The following is a 16498-nucleotide window of genomic DNA, read 5'->3' on the forward strand; positions in this document are numbered from 1 at the left end:
GAGTTTCGATAAGCTGTTTCCGTACTAACGTCTTGAAAGTGAAACGTGCCAAATATGCGAATCAGCTACGCAGGAGAGAATGCCCTCCTGCTGGACGCTTCTTCTACTGTATTCGAGGCCGGTATTCAGGCACGCGTCATTAATGCCGCACATGCTCTCGCTCGCCATACAGGCGTAAGGCAGGCTATTCCGGGCGTGAACAACCTTTTGATGGTGTTTGACTCCGTGATGCATGATCATCATGAAGCCCGGATATGGCTGGAAGATGCATGGTATCAGGCCTCTTCAGATGAACCTGATGGACGCATGATCAGTATTCCTGTCACGTACGATTCGGAGTCAAGTGAAGATCTGAAAGCCATTGCTCACTACTGCAATCTTACGATAACTGATGTTATTTCTCTTCATAGTAACACATCCTATCGGGTCGCTGCCGTAGGAGCTATGCCGGGTTTTGTCTATCTCTCGGGCCTTGACCCAAGGCTTGCCATTCCGCGCCGTCAGGTGCCGCGCATGGCGGTTGAGAAAGGTTCCGTCATTATCGGTGGCGGCAATGCAGGGGTTATGCCATGCACCGCACCGTCAGGTTGGTACCAACTCGGACACACCGATATTGCGTTATTCGATCATAACAGAAACCCACCCTGTTATCTCGAGATCGGGGACCGTGTACGCTTTGTGAATGCCCGATGATAGAAATTCTTACGAGCACCGCTCTTAATACCGTGCAGGATTTTGGGCGTCCTCAGGCAATGTCCTTAGGCGTTTCTTGGGGCGGCGCAATGGATCGCTCTGCACTGGCCTGGGGAAACATCCTACTTGGCAATCCTGCTGATGCAGCAGGAATCGAAGTCGCTTTCTTTCCTTTCCGAATACGCTTTCTGGAAGAGCGAAGCTTCTCGATCACCGGGGCGCAGTGCAATGCGTCTCTGGACAACCTTTCCCTACCAGCCAATTGGGCAATCACAGCGAAAGCAGGGCAAATCCTGACGTGCGGTGCTCTGGAAAAGGGTTGCCGTGTTTATATTTGCGTTGAAGGAGGGCTTGATGTGCCAATCGTATTCGGCGCACGGGCTACCGACCTCAAGGCCGCACTTGGCGGGTACCATGGTCGTGGGCTTCAACGGAATGACCATATACCCTGCGGCCCACGCACACTCTCCCTGCCGGCTGGTGGTTATGGGCTAACCTGCCCTCCACCTCTTCCCGAGCGAGGATCTGTGACTGTGCATGCTCTCGCTGCGGCAGAATATCATGACTTCACGTCCGAAAGCAGGGCACGTTTTTTTTCCCAGCCATGGCGCATTACTTCCCAGGCCAACCGCGCAGGGTATCGTCTGGAAGGCGACCCGCTCAGACGTGCTTCTGACAGGGAGTTGTTTTCACACGGCATTATGCCCGGCACTGTGCAGATCCCCCCTTCAGGTCAACCAATAATTCAGCTTGCTGATGCCAACACTATGGGCGGTTATCCTAAGATTGCGACCGTGATCGAAAGTGATCTCCGCCTTCTCGCACAGGCACCCATCGGCGCATCCGTATTTTTTCACGAGATTGATATAGACGCTGCGGTGCAACGGCAGCGGGACACAGTCCGGCAATTTCAGGATAATACGATGAAGCTTTCTGAACTGCGCAGCTCTCTTATCCCCTGGAAACAGAAAAAATGACAAAAACGATCGATCTTAATGCCGATCTTGGCGAGAGCTTTGGCCATTACAGCATTGGTGATGATGCCGCCTTGCTTGGCATCGTGACATCAGCAAATGTGGCCTGTGGTTTCCACGGGGGGGACCCGCAGGTCATGGCAAAAACCTTTGCGCTTGCCCATGAAAATAACGTAGCGGTCGGGGCACATCCGGGGTTTCCGGATTTGTGGGGGTTTGGCCGTCGTCCCCTGCCGATGACACCTCTGGAAATCGAGCGCATCGTTGCCTACCAGTTAGGCGCGGCATGTGCGATGGCAACCTATAGTGGTCATGCTATTACATATCTTAAAGCCCACGGAGCACTCGCTAATCTGACAGAGCATGATCCTGTGATTGCACAGGCTGTGCTTAACGGAGTGTATGCCGTCGAGCCCGCGCTCCCAGTCGTGGCCATCGCCCATAGTGCGTTGGAACGGCTGGGAAGAGACCGTGGCATGACCATCCGTTCTGAAATTTTTGCCGATCGTGGCTATGATGAAGATGGACATCTGCTCCCACGCGCTCAACCCGGCGCGGTCCTTCATGATCCCCAAGCTGTGGCAGAGCGGGCATTGCGTATGATTCATGCTGGCGCGATTGAAACACTGAGCGGACGGCTTCTGGCTACGACAATCGATACAATCTGCGTTCACGGTGACAGTGCTGAGGCGGTTACGCTCGCCCGTCACCTTCGGAACACACTTGAAGCTGAAGGCATACTTGTCCGCGCGCTAGCTAAGCAGGGCCATCCTTCATGACAACAGATTTCTCAAAACTCGAATCTCTCATGGAGCAGATGCGTACATTAGGTCTTGCAGAGCTTCATTTTGAAGAGGGCGATACCATCATCCATCTGACCAATGATACTCACTCTCCTCACGCGCAGAAAGCTGAGACCGCTACGCCTGCGTCTGAATCTGGCAATACTCAACATACGATCACAGCAACAATGCATGGTCAGTTTTATACTGCTCCCTTCCCAGATGAACCACCCTTTGTACAGCCGGGCGATACTGTGAAGGCTGGAGAAACACTCTACATTCTGGAGGTAATGAAAACACTCTCACGAATTGATGCAGACTTTCCCTGCCGTATCCTCTCTATACTTCAGGCAGACGGTCAGAGCGTGGAGCCGGGCACACCTCTTTTTATGATTGAGACGCTTGATGCCTGAATTCCGACGCGTCCTGATCGCTAATCGCGGAGAAATTGCCTTACGCATTGCCCGAGCATGTCGTCTGCTCGGACTTGAAGCTATGGGCATTTATTCAGAAGCAGATGCCAATCTCGCACACTTGAGGCTTATGGCGCGCTCTGTCTGTATCGGACCAGCTCCAGCGTCAGCAAGCTATCTTGATAGTTCACGTATTCTGCGTGCTGCAAAACTCCTGGGGGCAGACGCGATCCATCCGGGTTACGGCTTTCTATCTGAAAATGCGAACTTCGCTGAAGTTGTTACTGACGCCGACCTTGTCTTCATCGGTCCGGCCCCCTCGGTCATGAGAGAAATGGGGGACAAGATCGCAGCAAGGCGCCACATGACACGCTCGGGCGTACCCTGCCTGCCCGGAACAGAAGGTGCACTTCCAGAAAATCGGAGTGAGGTTGAGACAATCGCGGCTCAGATAGGATACCCCGTCATTATCAAAGCAGCCGCAGGAGGTGGGGGACGTGGGATGCGCGTCGTTTCCGAACCCGCAGCCCTTGATGTGGCTGTCGAGGGGGCTCGGGAAGAAGCACGACGCGCGTTCGGCAATCCAGCCGTCTATATGGAACATTTTTTGTGCCATCCACGCCATATTGAAATACAAATTATAGCAGATACACACGGAAATGCTGTCTGGCTCGGTGCACGTGACTGCTCAGTACAGCGCCGTCACCAGAAACTCCTTGAAGAAGCTCCTGCTTCTGACATCTCCCCCAATGTCATTGCTCAACTCGGGGAGCGTTGTGCCGCGGCCTGTCGGGATATGGGATATGTTGGCGCTGGTACATTCGAGTTTCTTTATGAAAATGGAAGCTTCTTTTTCATCGAAATGAACACACGACTTCAGGTCGAACATCCGGTAACAGAAATGACAACCGGGATAGATATTGTTGAAACCCAGCTTCGTGTTTCCATGGGACAGCCCCTTCCCTTCACTCAGACGGATATCCGGACTGACGGACATGCGATCGAATGCCGTATTACGGCGGAAAATCCGGATAGTTTTGCTCCCTCTCCAGGAGTTGTAAGTCAATGGACCCCTCCCGGTGGTCCGGGCGTAAGAGTGGACACACATCTTTACGATAATTATCGCGTGCCAGCGCATTATGATTCCCTCCTCGCCAAGATTATCGTGCATGGGCACAATAGAGAGGATGCTCTTGCCCGCATGCGGGCGGCTCTGTCAGAAACCCGAATTGATGGCATCAGCACAACCATTCCCTTGCATGCTCGCCTGATGAATCACCCGGCTCTTATTAAGGGAGGGGTAGACGTGCATTATCTTGAACGCCTTTTGGAGCTGAAAAACCCATGATGCGCTCACCAGACGATCTGGGGACGCTTGTCGCACTTATGCGAAAATATTGTGTGCAAACGTTTGAAGAAAAATCAGGATCAAAAAGGGTTTTTCTTCGCCTCCTGCCAGAGAATGCGGCAGATAGCACACCTGCCCGTCCCGTCCCCGCACAACCAGCTCCTATTCCGCTTCTTTCACCGGAAATGGGTATATTTCATCTACGCGCCGGCATCACGGATGGCGATCTCGTAAACCGCGGGGACATTGTCGCTTTTGTTGCTGTGGACCTTCTGATGCTCCCGGTTATCGCTCCCGAAACGGGCAGGCTTTGTCTGGTCACACACCCATCAAATATGATCGTAGGGTATCATGACTTTTTAGGACACATTTTAAGCTCCGCCCACGAAACTCAAAGAGACGACGCAGACCGTGCAGCTTGTTCATAGAACCCGGTTAAGACACGCATGGCGCGCGCCACTTCACCCAAGGCAACCCCTCCTGGTTCCAGATCGGCAGGCAACAAATCTAGCAGACATGCTGACCGCACACGTGCATATTCAGCGCAATAATCACTCCCTTTTGGGGTTACTTTAAGATATGCTTCCTTGCCCCTGCGGTGACGGGTGATCAGCCCCAGATCATCCAGCTTCTTCATGGCGTAATTTAAGTAATGCCTCTCAGAGAGATTAAGGGTAAACATGAGATCTGCGATACTCTTCTCACGATCCCGATGGTTGATACTATGCAGCACCAGAACATCGAGCGCAGATAATTCCGGCAGGCCGGCCACGGCGCTCGCCCGCGTCATCCAGCGTTGGAACGCGTTATTGATAACAGTCAGCGCAAATTCAAAAGCACTGACGTCTTCATAACCGGGCGAAGCCAGATGCGAAGAAGAAACAATATAAAGTTTGTCGCTTCCAACAGTATTGTTCTGGACAGGCGCTTTACGTGATGATGCCGGTAATTTTCTAGTCATGACAACGCTGGTTCCCGTGCTTATTTTCACTTAATATAACGCATTTCCGCTCCTGAAAACAGCACAAAATCTGATAGAAATAATATCTTTCACGGCTGGTTTTATACTGAATATGTGGTGGTTACTTGTTTTTATGGATCGTTTTCACAGTGTTTTACGGCGCAGAAAATTTGTTATCTTCTGAGGCTCTGTGGTGGGGCGTAGATCCGCGTCATGCAGCAAAGTCGACGCATATTTATAGACGATGCTGGTGAGCCCGATCTTCATGGTTGCTGATCAATGCTTGCAGTGCATATGAACAGTCCCACTCATGATTTCTGACTAACAAAAACGTGTTCAAGGAGGAACCGGTCTGTCCAGCCAGTCTTTGAGGGACCATCCTTCTCAAAAGAATCCGCGTTCTCCCCATTGATAATGCATAGATTGAGAGCGCCACCATCGTAGCGGCCATGATGTAAGCCTGATATCGGCAGATAACTAGCGCTTCGCTAGGGCGCGTCGGACCGATCAAACAGTCTTCCAACAGCACCAGAACATGCCAGACGCTCGCCAAATAAACGAACTCTTTTGCCGTCAGACACGCTGTTCTTAAGTATCAAAAAAACCAGACTGTTCCATGATTCATACATCCCCATTACTACCCAAGGAACAGACTCATCAGGTCGAACTTCAAAGATAAAAGATTTTTAAAACCATCCATCTATCATATCAAAATCTTCATACTATATTTCATTATCCGTAGTGAGGAACCCTATCTCCCTTCCTGCGTTGATAACGGCAATAGGGTAACTGCCTTCATCGTGAAATTTTGAGGGTAGCGAATACTTTCTCTTGGGCTCTGTTCACAAGAAAAACAATAAATTCGATCGTAAAAATACAGAGCGCCTCCCTCTTTAAAGAAGATCGAAAAATTACGCCTCTTATTCTCACAAAGTTAAGGCGGAGCAGTAATATGGACAAATCTAAAGATTTTTCTCCGCATGAAGGGATCGAAGTAAGAGGAACGCCTTTTGGGCTCCGTCTATTCAAGCCGAAGACATTTTTTTTCTGGCAGGATGATGATGTGCCAGTAAAAAGTGAAATTTTCGGAATGGAACGCCTTGAAGAACATGCCCGTAGTCTGGCTGTTGCGCAGGCCGTTACACATACTGCCATTACACACAGACATGCATTAAAGCATCGCCTTGCTGAAAACAGTATTTTTATCCGCAAAACTGTTCTTACTATTACGGAAGCACTCCAGACAGGAAAGCATCTGACACCTGCTGCCCAATGGCTTACCGACAATTACGCTCTTATTGATATGCAAATCAGAGAAACGAGCCTCGACCTGTCTGCTGGTTATTATGGCCGTCTCCCAAAACTGGCAAATGGACCGTTTCAGGGATTACCGCGGGTCTTTGGTGTCACCTGGGCTCTTATTGCTCATACGGACAGTCATCTCCTTCAGGATACTCTTTGCCGCTATCTGCTCGCCTATCAAAGCGTTACGCCACTGATAATTGGAGAACTATGGGCCGTTCCTATCACCCTGCGCATTGTCCTAATCGAAAATCTACGTCGCACTGCTCACGCCATTATAAAGAACAATGCCAGCTACCATGCGGCTGAGATTCTGGCTGATACGCTTGAAAATGCCCGTAAAGACAAAGAAACTTCTATCCAGAGAATTCTGGCTCAGGTTGAACCAGAGAGCCTGACCCCCGCTTTTGTCGCGCGCCTCGTTCATCGTTCCCGAGGGCTTGATTTAGAAAAAGACCCGGCACTTGTCTGGCTGGAGCAACGGCTTACGGACAAAAAAAGCAGTATTGAGTGTGCTGTTCGAGACGATTTACAGACACAGGCCGCTTATAATGCAACCATTGGTAATATCATTACCAGTCTCAGGTTTATTGCAGAACTCGACTGGACCGAAATTTTTGAGCACATCTGTCTGATAGATAAGGCTTTTGCATCCTATCCAAGTTTTACGGAAGCAGATTTCGCAAGTCGAAATCTTTATCGTCAAGCAGTGGAAGATCTCGCTCGTGACGGCGAGATTTCTGAGTTAGATATTGCCAATTATGCACTGACGCTGGCACGGAAAGCTCAGAATGCAGCGCAGTCAGACCTACGCAAAACTGACCCCGGTTATTATCTTCTGCAAGAAGGGCGCAGTCAGCTTGAAGCAGAATTGGGCCTCCGGCCGCCCCTTTCCAGAAAACTCATACGGGATTTCTGCCATCACGGTATTACTGGGTATAGCCTTGCTATCCTCACTCTTGTGGTTTTGTTTCTAAGTATCCCCGTATGGATTTCGGAAAAAAACTATTCTCCCAGTTTATGGTTGGTGCTTATTGCCGTTTTTGCCTGCATTCCCACATCCGAGGCTGCTATAGCCTGCATAAACCGACTTGCTCTTCGCACGATCAAGGTCACAATGTTACCGGGGCTTGAACTGTCACAGGGCATTCCTGCACACATGCGAACGATTGTGGTCATACCGGCTCTTCTGACAAACGAAAAAACGGTTAAAGAACTCCTGGCCCGACTGGAAATTCATTATCTGGCCACACATGATCAAGGCGTTCACTTCGCTCTTCTCACTGACTGGAAAGATTCTGATGATGAACACGCCTCTGATGATACTGCGCTTTTAGAACAAGCTTTTAACGGTATCACGCTTCTTAACCAGCATTTTGGCCCTTCTGATAATGGGGACAGATTTCTGCTTCTGCACCGACACCGCATCTGGAGCGAAAGCGAGGGCGTGTGGATGGGATGGGAACGCAAGCGCGGAAAACTGCATGAACTGAACCGCCTGCTCCGTGGCGCTAAAGATACGACATTCCTGGAAGATTTCTGCCACCACCTCCCACAAGGCGTGCGCTATGTCGTCACTCTAGATGCAGATACCCGTCTCCCTCTGGAAACTGTCCGAAGACTGGTCGGTAAGCTGGCACATCCTCTTAATGCTCCGCAGTTCAATTTGGAAACCGGACGCATCGAGAGTGGATATGCCATTTTGCAGCCTCGCGTCACCCCTTCTCTACCCGTTGGGCATCAAAGCACGCTTTTCCAGAAAATCTATTCAACTTCCAGCGGGATTGATGCCTATTCGGCTGCTATATCAGATCTTTATCAGGACCTTTTTGGGGAAGGATCATACGCGGGAAAAGGTATTTATGATATTGATGCTTTTGAAGCCGCCCTTGCGGGGCGTGTGCCGGAAGCGTCTCTTTTAAGTCATGATCTGTTTGAAGGTATTTTTGCACGGGCGGGACTGGCGTCTGACATAGAAGTCGTAGAAGAATTTCCGACAGATTACATGGTTTCAGCTCAACGACAACATCGTTGGGCGCGTGGGGACTGGCAGTTGCTCCCCTGGATTATGTCCGGCACAGCAAAAACACCCCTGCCACATAACCGCCTGTCTGGCATCGCACGCTGGAAGATGGTGGATAATCTGCGGCGGACACTCTGCGCCCCCTTCACGCTGCTTACCTTACTGACCTGCTGGCTCTTCACGCCAGAAAATGCTGCCATCTGGACGCTTTTTATTCTGGCGATCATCGCGGTTCCAGCATTCCTCCCTGTGGTGCCAGATGTTTTCCCACGCCGGGAATGGATTACGTTCCGAAACTATTGCAGCGTCATCAGGTCTCACACTGTTAGCGCAGCTATTATGACAGCTCTCAACCTCACCTTCATGGCCCATCAGGCCTTTCTGATGCTCGATGCCATCAGCCGCACCCTTTTACGTGTACTCGTTACACGCCGTTTGCTGCTGCAATGGGTTCCTGCGGCACAAACAGCAAACTTTCTTCAGTCTGGCATGAGAGACTATTACCTCAAAATGCTCCCTGCTCCGGTTTTTGCCAGTTTGCTGACAGGGTACGTTGCCTGGTCGGACCCAGAAACTTTGCTTTTATCCGGCCCCCTTTCCGTGCTCTGGATGCTGTCGCCAGCTCTTGCCCTGTGGACCAGCCGCTCCCCTGTCCTCCCCTCTCAGTCACGTCCATCCAGAACCGATATCAGAACATTACGCACCGCAGCGCGGCGCACATGGCGTTTCTTTGAGACGTTTGTGACTGACGCTGACAATATGTTGCCGCCAGACAACTTTCAGGAAGATCCCAGCCCTGTTCTTGCCAGACGCACATCACCCACAAATATTGGCCTCTATCTTCTCTGCGCCATCAACGCGAGAGACTTTGGGTGGTGCGGCCTGCAGGAGACTGTAGAACGACTGGAAGCTACCTTAAAAACCGTTGAAAAAATGGAGAAATATCGGGGGCATTTATATAACTGGTATAGTACGGAAACTCTTGCCGCCCTTAATCCCCTCTATGTCTCCACAGTTGATAGCGGTAATCTGGCCGGGCATCTTGTCACCGTTGCCAGCACCTGCCGGGAGTGGCGAATGCAGGACGCTGAGGATCATGCCTGGCGGAGTGGCCTTTCGGACGTCCTCACACTTGCCATCGTGGATCTAACTTTCCTCAATGGCACTCGTCTTCAGCTTACCAAACAACAGCGCGCGCTTGTCCGATCTCTGGCTAAACTAAAAAATGCTGTTTTGTCTGCGCCAGAAGATCACACAAACAGCACCCTGACAGAATTTCACAAACAGGCAGAAATCATTGCCGGACACGCGAAGCATCTGTTCCCTCATACTGAAAATCAGCCTGACACTCTTTCAACTGACCCGCTCTTCTGGGCCACAGCTCCGCTGCGCACTCTGGAAAGCCATCTTCGTGATTTCGAGCAGTCACAAAAAACTGGCTTGTCTGACCGATTGCGAGTGCTGGAATACCAGGCCCGCCGACTGGCTGATGCCATGGATTTCAGTTTTCTGCGTGATGTGTCCCGTAAACTGCTGTCTATCGGCTTTCTGGTCCCGGACGATACTGCGGACAAGAACTGTTACGACCTCCTTGCATCAGAGGCGCGGCTTGCTGTCTATTTTGCGATTGCCAAAGGCGACATTCCGGCACGCGACTGGTTCCGTCTGGGCCGGGCCATCACACCTTCCGGTAACGGGGCTGCTCTTGTCTCATGGTCCGGGTCGATGTTCGAATATCTCATGCCCTCACTGGTCATGCGCGCACCTGTAGGCAGCCTGCTTCAGGAAACAAATGCCCTTATTGTCCAGCGCCAGATTTCTTACGGACAAAACCTAAATGTTCCATGGGGTATTTCTGAAGCCGCCTATAATGTGCGCGATCTTGACTATACTTATCAATATTCCAATTTTGGCGTGCCGGGACTGGGCCTGAAACGCGGGCTTGCCGAGGATATTGTCATCGCGCCTTATGCAACATTCCTCGCAGCCATGGTCGATCCGCAGAAAGCCGTCACCAATCTGTCTGCGCTGGAAAAAACTGGTGCACTGGGGCGTTACGGGTTTTACGAATCTCTGGATTATACGCCCGGCCGCATCCCGGAAGACGAGACCGTCGCTATTATCCGTGCTTACATGGCGCACCATCAGGGCATGTCCATTCTGGCGGTGGCTGACACAGTTCTGAATGGCATCATGAGAATGCGCTTTCATGATGATCCTGTCATGGCATCTGCCGAACTTCTTTTGCAGGAACGCGCTCCCGATAAAGGTGCAATTGCCCATCCCTTGCCCACAGAACAGGCTCTGCCCACCCTCTCTCCAGAAACGGCAACACGCGCTGGCCGATTTTATGATACGGCTTACACATCTGAGCCTGTCACACATCTTCTTTCCAACGGCCGATACACTGTCATGCTAACCTCTGCAGGCTCTGGCTACAGTAGATGGCAGGGGAACATGCTAACGCGGTGGCGAGAAGACCCGACGCTCGACCAGTATGGCTCCTATTTTTATCTGAAAAATGTCAGGACAGGGCGTTTCTGGTCCGCAGGCCTCCAGCCCGCCGTTACTATTCCAGATAGCTATCGTGTCGCATTTCATGAAGATCGTGCAGAAATTTCTCGTTGTGATGGTGCTGTCACAACCACACTGGAGATCATGGTTTCAGCCGAGGAGGATGCTGAGGTCAGGCATCTCACTCTGTCCAATACGGGTCACGAAACATTAGAGCTTGATCTGACGTCTTACGCCGAACTCGCTCTGCTGCCGCAGGATGCTGATCTTGCGCATCCTGCATTCACCAAGCTTTTTGTCCAGACTGAGTATGTAGTTGAAACAAAAACTCTTATTGCAACACGCAGACGCAGAACCCCTGATGAACCGGAAATCTGGGTTGCGCATCTTATCGTCTGTCCGGGTGCTGTCAGCATGGGGACAGATCGAGCAACCTTTATTGGCCGTAATCGCACGGTGCGTTCCCCTGCCGCGCTTGAAGACAAAGTCACTTTATCTGGGCAGACAGGAGCCGTTCTTGACGCATCTTTTTCTCTCCGCACCCGAGCAACACTCAAACCCGGCGCTACCACCCGAATGTCTTTCTGGACAATGGCCGCGGCATCCAGAAAAGAACTACTGGACTTGATTGACAGGCATAAAGATGCAGCAGCTCTTGATCGTGTGCGCACACTGGCGTGGACTCAGGCTCAAATTCAGCTGCGACACCTCGACATTCACCCGGCCGAAGCGGACCTCTTTCAGCGTCTTGCAGGACATATTCTTTTTACAAGCGCTTCTCTGCGTCCTCCTTCTGATACTATCCAGCGTGGAGCCGGACCTCAAACAGCTCTGTGGGAGCATGGGATTTCGGGGGACCTTCCTCTTATTATTCTGACTGTTACAAAAAATTCCGATACGAACATCGTGAAGCAGATTTTGCTGGCCCATGAGTATTTTCGCCTGAAACAGCTTGCGATTGATCTCGTCATTCTCAATGACCATCCGTCTTCTTACCTGCAAGACCTTCAGGTCTCTCTGGAAAATCTGGTACGTTCCGTCCCTAAAGCCGCAACGGGAGGGGGATCCGTGCGCATTTTACGGACAGATCTTCTGTCCCTTGGCACGCGTGCTCTCCTGCTTGCAGTTGCCCGTGTTGTTCTGGCTGCAAATGATAGTCTTGAGACTCAACTTGATCATGCTGAAATGCAGCCCGCTACGATATCACCCCCTGCCCCGCTGTTACGTTCCGTAAAACCTGAAAACTTTGAAGTTCCTGTCATTCCTGAACTCGAGTTTTTCAATGGGTATGGCGGCTTTGCAGATCAGGGGGAAACCTATGTCGTGGTGCTTGCCCCGGAAACAACAACACCTGCTCCATGGATCAATATTATTGCCAACGAGACGTTTGGCTTTCAGGCCTCTGCGGAAGGAAGCGGCCATACATGGTCTCTTAACAGCCGGGAACATCAGATTACCCCTTGGTCTAATGATCCGGTAAGCAATCCACCCAGTGAAATTTTCTATCTTCGGGATGAAGACACGCATGCCCTCTGGAGCCTGACAGCAGCCACCCGGAGAGACGCAGCAGCGACATATGTCACTTACCATGGACGAGGATATACACGCTACGAACGCATCACGCAGGGTATTGCCAGCACTTTACTGCAATATGTTCCCACAGAACACCCTGTGAAGCTTTCACGCATTCAACTTCATAATCTTTCTGGACAGTCCCGCACCCTGTCCCTCACAGCCTATGTTGAATGGGTTCTGGGGAGTGCACGCACCAAAACCGCCCCTTTCATCACCACAGAAAGAGACCCGCAAACCGGTGCTCTTTTCGCAAAAAACCGCTGGGATAGCACCTATGGTTCCCGCGTTGCATTTGCCGACCTTGGCCCCTACGTCACGACAATTTCGGGAGATCGCAAGAGTTTCATCGGGCGCAATGGCTCTCTGGATAATCCTGAAGCCTTTACACAGCCGGACGGTGTGCAAAGCGTAACCGGAGCAGGGCTGGACCCGTGTGGTATCCTGCAAACTCTTATTACGCTACCTGCCAATGGACGCGTGGAAATTGTCTTCCTGCTAGGAGATGCGGGGAATGAAACGGAAGCCCGGCACCTCATTACCCACTATCGCACGACTAACCTTGATGCCGTCCTGCAGGCCGTAACCACACACTGGAATGCCGTCTGCCATACCGTTCAGGTCAAAACCCCGGACAGAAGTATGGACATCATGCTCAACGGCTGGCTTTTGTATCAGACGCTTTCCAGCCGCGTTCTTGCCCGGGCCGGATTTTATCAGGCAAGCGGAGCCTTTGGCTTCCGGGACCAGCTTCAGGATGGCATGGCGCTCGCCGCGTCATCGCCAGCACTTGTCAGGGAGCATATTTTACGGGCGGCTGGCCGTCAGTTTCTGGAAGGGGATGTACAGCACTGGTGGTTACCTCAAACCGGAGCCGGTGTCCGGACTCACATCTCAGATGATTGCACCTGGCTAGGCTACACTGTTGCGCATTACGTCACGGCAACCGGAGATACGGATGTTCTGGATGAAGCCATCGGGTTCCTTGTAGCGCCTCTGCTCCCTGTGGAAGAGCATGACCTGTTTACAGTCCCCACACTCTCTTCTGAAACTGCGTCTCTTTTTGAACATTGTGCACGAGCACTGGATCACAGTCTGTCAGTGGGGACACACGGGCTACCCCTGATGGGCACGGGAGACTGGAATGACGGCATGAACCGCGTGGGAGAGAAAGGGCGTGGAGAAAGCGTCTGGCTCGGCTGGTTCCTCTACACAACGCTCAAAATGTTTGTTCCACTCGCCCTGAACCGTCATGACACACTGCGCGCCAGCCGGTGGCAGGCGCATACGGAGAAGCTAGCCAAAGCACTGGAGCATGCATGGGATGGAGACTGGTATCTCCGTGCTTACTTCGATGATGGCACGCCACTTGGTTCACACAGGAACACTGATTGTCAGATTGATGCTATCTCACAGTCATGGGCCGTTTTGTCCGGGGCGGCTTCTCCAGAGCGGGCTCATCATGCGCTCCATTCTGCTCTTCAGCATCTCGTGCGGCCAGAGAGCGGGCTGATCCTTGTTCTCACGCCCCCCTTTGATAAGGCCGAGCCGGATCCGGGCTATATTCGCGGTTATCCGCCGGGCGTGCGGGAAAATGGAGGGCAGTATACGCATGCTGCCCTCTGGACGGTCATGGCTGTTGCTGCACTCGGAGACGGTAATCAGGCCCATGCCTTGTTCAACATGCTCAACCCTATTCAGCACTGCCAGACGAAAGAACAGGCAGACCGCTACAAACTGGAACCTTACGTTGTTGCTGCAGACATTTACTCGGTAGCCCCCCATGTCGGTCGTGGCGGGTGGTCGTGGTACACCGGATCAGCTGGCTGGATGCAACGCACAGGGATTGAATCGCTTCTTGGTATTCATATTCAAGGAGAAACACTTTTGATCACACCCTGTATTCCACAGGACTGGTCTGAATTTGAAGTTCTTCTTCACTGGCGTAGCACACGCTATCAATGCATCGTCAAAAACCCAAACGGCGTGAGTCACAGCACATCCCCTTCCCTGATATTAGACAATATCCCCCTTGGACAAACAGACAGAGTTCAACTCAAAGATGATGGGCAGATTCATATAGTTATATGCTTACTTTAACCGAAAACTCTTTGAAAACAATTTCCAAAAGCAGCAAAATATTGACTAAATTTCTTGATTCTTGATGTGTTGCATCGAAAGATATTGGTTTCTATGTGAAGGCTTTCCCTATGCATTGAAAACAGAGTGAAGAGTTCTACTGTCTGAACTACTACGTGAGGCGGAAAACCGTTTAAGCAAAAGAAAACGCTTCATATCATAGACCATATTGGCCAGACCAGTTTTTATGAAAGCCCGTGTAATACCGAGAATACGCATGAAAAATTTCGTTTGTTTGTGGAAGCCGTTCTGTATCGTTATCGCACTGACGCAACCTGCCTTTCCGCTTTGGGAATTGGAAAAAAGTGTATCAGCGGTTGCATCTCTGGTGAGAAAAGAGCTTCATTGAACGTGATTTTCGTGAATCTATCTTTTTGCCATAACAACTAATCACTCTGATCAAGCGGATCCGCCTCATTCCAGAAAATGGCGATCTTGAGATTTTCCTTGAAAGGAATTTAGCTGCGATGCTGATCTTTGCGACAAACAGGAAGACCGCCATGCATCATTCGGACGCTGGCCTTCTTAGTGAAGGATTCATTGGCTACGGAGGCAGGATTTGAACCTGTGGCCTTCAGGTTATAAGTTTGTAGGTAAAAGCTAAGCCCCACCACCAAATTCCCCGATACACCCCGAAGAATTACTACTATCTTATTATTTCCATTAAATAAAAACCATTTTCGGCCTCTTCGAAGTGATCAAAATCCTCGCCCGTGTGAATGACGGTAACGATCCAAGCACCGAACGCGGCGAAGAGGGGACCTCCCCCACCGTCAGCCAGTTCTGCAAGTTTTTCATTGAACGGCCTGTGAAAACGCATCTGCAACCGACCACACAAGCTAAATATCAACGCGCAATTGACTTATTCATTACGAAAAAATTGGCAGCCGAAAGATGATCGTTACGGATCGTACCGATATCGTTACATTCCACTACGCCTATCACCATATCCCGTGTCAGGCGAACAGGACTCTGGGTGTGCTATCGAAAATGTTCTCCCTGGCAATCCTCTGGAGTATACCAACAGACAACGTCAATCCATGCAGAGGCGTGAAACCCTTCAAGGAGCAAAAGCGCGAGCCCTACACCACAGCGGAAGAACATCAGCGCCTCGGCCAAACATTTGCCGATGCCCGTTCCGCGATGCTGGAAGCCATCAACGCGTTCCAACTCCTGCTTTTAACGGTTGCCGCAGCCGAGAGATCCAACGCCTGAAATGGGAATATATCTTTCTGTACGAAGGAATGATCAGGTTACCCTCCAGCAAAAATGGTGCTCGCATCGTTTAGTTGGGCGAGAGTGCGATCGGCCTGCGGAAGAGCATTCCCATGATCGCGGGCAATTCGTATGTCATCACGGAACGGAAGGACGGTGGTCATCTGACCGATATGGAGAAGCCGTGGCGACGATCTGATCATGATCGGTAAACTGCGGCCCATCGCGATCTCAAGTCGCCAGCACGTCATGCCCACGTCAAGAAAGAGCCGATCCAGCGTGCGGTCAAAGGGATCGAGATAAAAATTTAATCGGCTCTTACTGCAACGCAGTTCGCACCATATGGTGCAATTGATAAAAATGCTTTCACTGGAAGATTGAATTTCACATATATGCTTCGACTGCCCGCAACGTACAACAAGAAACACCGCGCCTTTATTCACAATACCATAAAGTACCCCTGAATTGCATTTATTCAGGAAAATAGAGCAAATCTTCTCTGCATTTGGGGAACTTATCAGTATTGTTCAAATTACGGAACAACGCACTCCATTCTGATATT

Annotated in this window: 10 protein-coding genes; 8 read left to right on the plus strand and 2 right to left on the minus strand. The window is 51.0% G+C overall.

Features of this window, described 5'->3' with window-relative positions:
* The first annotated feature begins 54 nt into the window (after positions 1–54).
* The 5 genes from pxpB to accC are packed head-to-tail and all read left to right on the plus strand — an operon-like array spanning position 55 to position 4210.
* Positions 55–693: a 5-oxoprolinase subunit PxpB gene (gene pxpB / locus JK199_RS13010; RefSeq protein ID WP_212376795.1), complete on the plus strand. Its 639-nt coding sequence runs from the start codon at positions 55–57 to the stop codon at positions 691–693.
* Entirely contained in the window at positions 690–1670 is a 981-nt protein-coding gene (locus JK199_RS13015; protein ID WP_212376692.1) for a 5-oxoprolinase subunit C family protein, read from the plus strand. Before pxpB ends, JK199_RS13015 begins: the two co-directional genes overlap by 4 nt.
* Complete coding sequence (locus tag JK199_RS13020; protein ID WP_212376694.1) at positions 1667–2446, plus strand: LamB/YcsF family protein; 780 nt, start codon at positions 1667–1669, stop codon at positions 2444–2446. Before JK199_RS13015 ends, JK199_RS13020 begins: the two co-directional genes overlap by 4 nt.
* Entirely contained in the window at positions 2443–2862 is a 420-nt protein-coding gene (locus JK199_RS13025; protein WP_212376697.1) for an acetyl-CoA carboxylase biotin carboxyl carrier protein, read from the plus strand. Before JK199_RS13020 ends, JK199_RS13025 begins: the two co-directional genes overlap by 4 nt.
* Positions 2855–4210: an acetyl-CoA carboxylase biotin carboxylase subunit gene (gene accC / locus JK199_RS13030; protein ID WP_212376798.1), complete on the plus strand. Its 1356-nt coding sequence runs from the start codon at positions 2855–2857 to the stop codon at positions 4208–4210. The genes JK199_RS13025 and accC overlap by 8 nt, the downstream gene beginning before the upstream one ends.
* A 391-nt stretch (positions 4211–4601) precedes the next feature.
* Here the strand turns inward: accC and JK199_RS13035 are convergent, their stop codons facing one another.
* A complete protein-coding gene (locus JK199_RS13035; protein ID WP_212376700.1) occupies positions 4602–5171 on the minus strand; it encodes a winged helix DNA-binding protein in 570 nt (189 codons plus the stop codon).
* Positions 5172–6261: 1090 nt separating this feature from the next.
* Between JK199_RS13035 and JK199_RS13040 the strand changes: the two genes are divergently transcribed.
* From JK199_RS13040 to JK199_RS15845, 3 genes are all read left to right on the plus strand, one after another.
* Positions 6262–14682: a GH36-type glycosyl hydrolase domain-containing protein gene (locus tag JK199_RS13040; RefSeq protein WP_244985158.1), complete on the plus strand. Its 8421-nt coding sequence runs from the start codon at positions 6262–6264 to the stop codon at positions 14680–14682.
* A gap of 733 nt (positions 14683–15415) precedes the next feature.
* On the plus strand, positions 15416–15619 hold the full coding sequence (locus tag JK199_RS15840; RefSeq protein WP_244985148.1) for a hypothetical protein: 204 nt from the start codon (positions 15416–15418) through the stop codon (positions 15617–15619).
* Positions 15616–15936: a hypothetical protein gene (locus JK199_RS15845; protein ID WP_244985149.1), complete on the plus strand. Its 321-nt coding sequence runs from the start codon at positions 15616–15618 to the stop codon at positions 15934–15936. Before JK199_RS15840 ends, JK199_RS15845 begins: the two co-directional genes overlap by 4 nt.
* Positions 15937–15974: 38 nt before the next feature.
* Here JK199_RS15845 and JK199_RS15850 read toward each other — a convergent pair whose 3' ends face one another.
* Positions 15975–16379 carry a hypothetical protein gene (locus JK199_RS15850; protein ID WP_244985150.1) on the minus strand — a complete coding sequence of 135 codons (405 nt, stop codon included), beginning with the start codon at positions 16377–16379 and terminating at the stop codon, positions 15975–15977.
* Positions 16380–16498 lie beyond the last annotated feature (119 nt).

This window comes from Acetobacter persici, from assembly GCF_018256955.1.
Classification (GTDB): Bacteria; Pseudomonadota; Alphaproteobacteria; order Acetobacterales; family Acetobacteraceae; genus Acetobacter; species Acetobacter persici.

Excerpts from the sequence above, each read along its gene's own strand:
- accC (WP_212376798.1), top strand. The coding sequence starts at position 2,855 with ATGCCTGAATTCCGACGCGTCCTGATCGCTAATCGCGGAGAAATTGCC.
- JK199_RS13020 (WP_212376694.1), top strand. The coding sequence starts at position 1,667 with ATGACAAAAACGATCGATCTTAATGCCGATCTTGGCGAGAGCTTTGGC.
- JK199_RS13025 (WP_212376697.1), top strand. The coding sequence starts at position 2,443 with ATGACAACAGATTTCTCAAAACTCGAATCTCTCATGGAGCAGATGCGT.
- JK199_RS13040 (WP_244985158.1), top strand. The coding sequence starts at position 6,262 with ATGGAACGCCTTGAAGAACATGCCCGTAGTCTGGCTGTTGCGCAGGCC.
- JK199_RS15845 (WP_244985149.1), top strand. The coding sequence starts at position 15,616 with ATGATCGTTACGGATCGTACCGATATCGTTACATTCCACTACGCCTAT.
- pxpB (WP_212376795.1), top strand. The coding sequence starts at position 55 with ATGCGAATCAGCTACGCAGGAGAGAATGCCCTCCTGCTGGACGCTTCT.
- JK199_RS13035 (WP_212376700.1), bottom strand. The coding sequence starts at position 5,171 with ATGACTAGAAAATTACCGGCATCATCACGTAAAGCGCCTGTCCAGAAC.
- JK199_RS13015 (WP_212376692.1), top strand. The coding sequence starts at position 690 with ATGATAGAAATTCTTACGAGCACCGCTCTTAATACCGTGCAGGATTTT.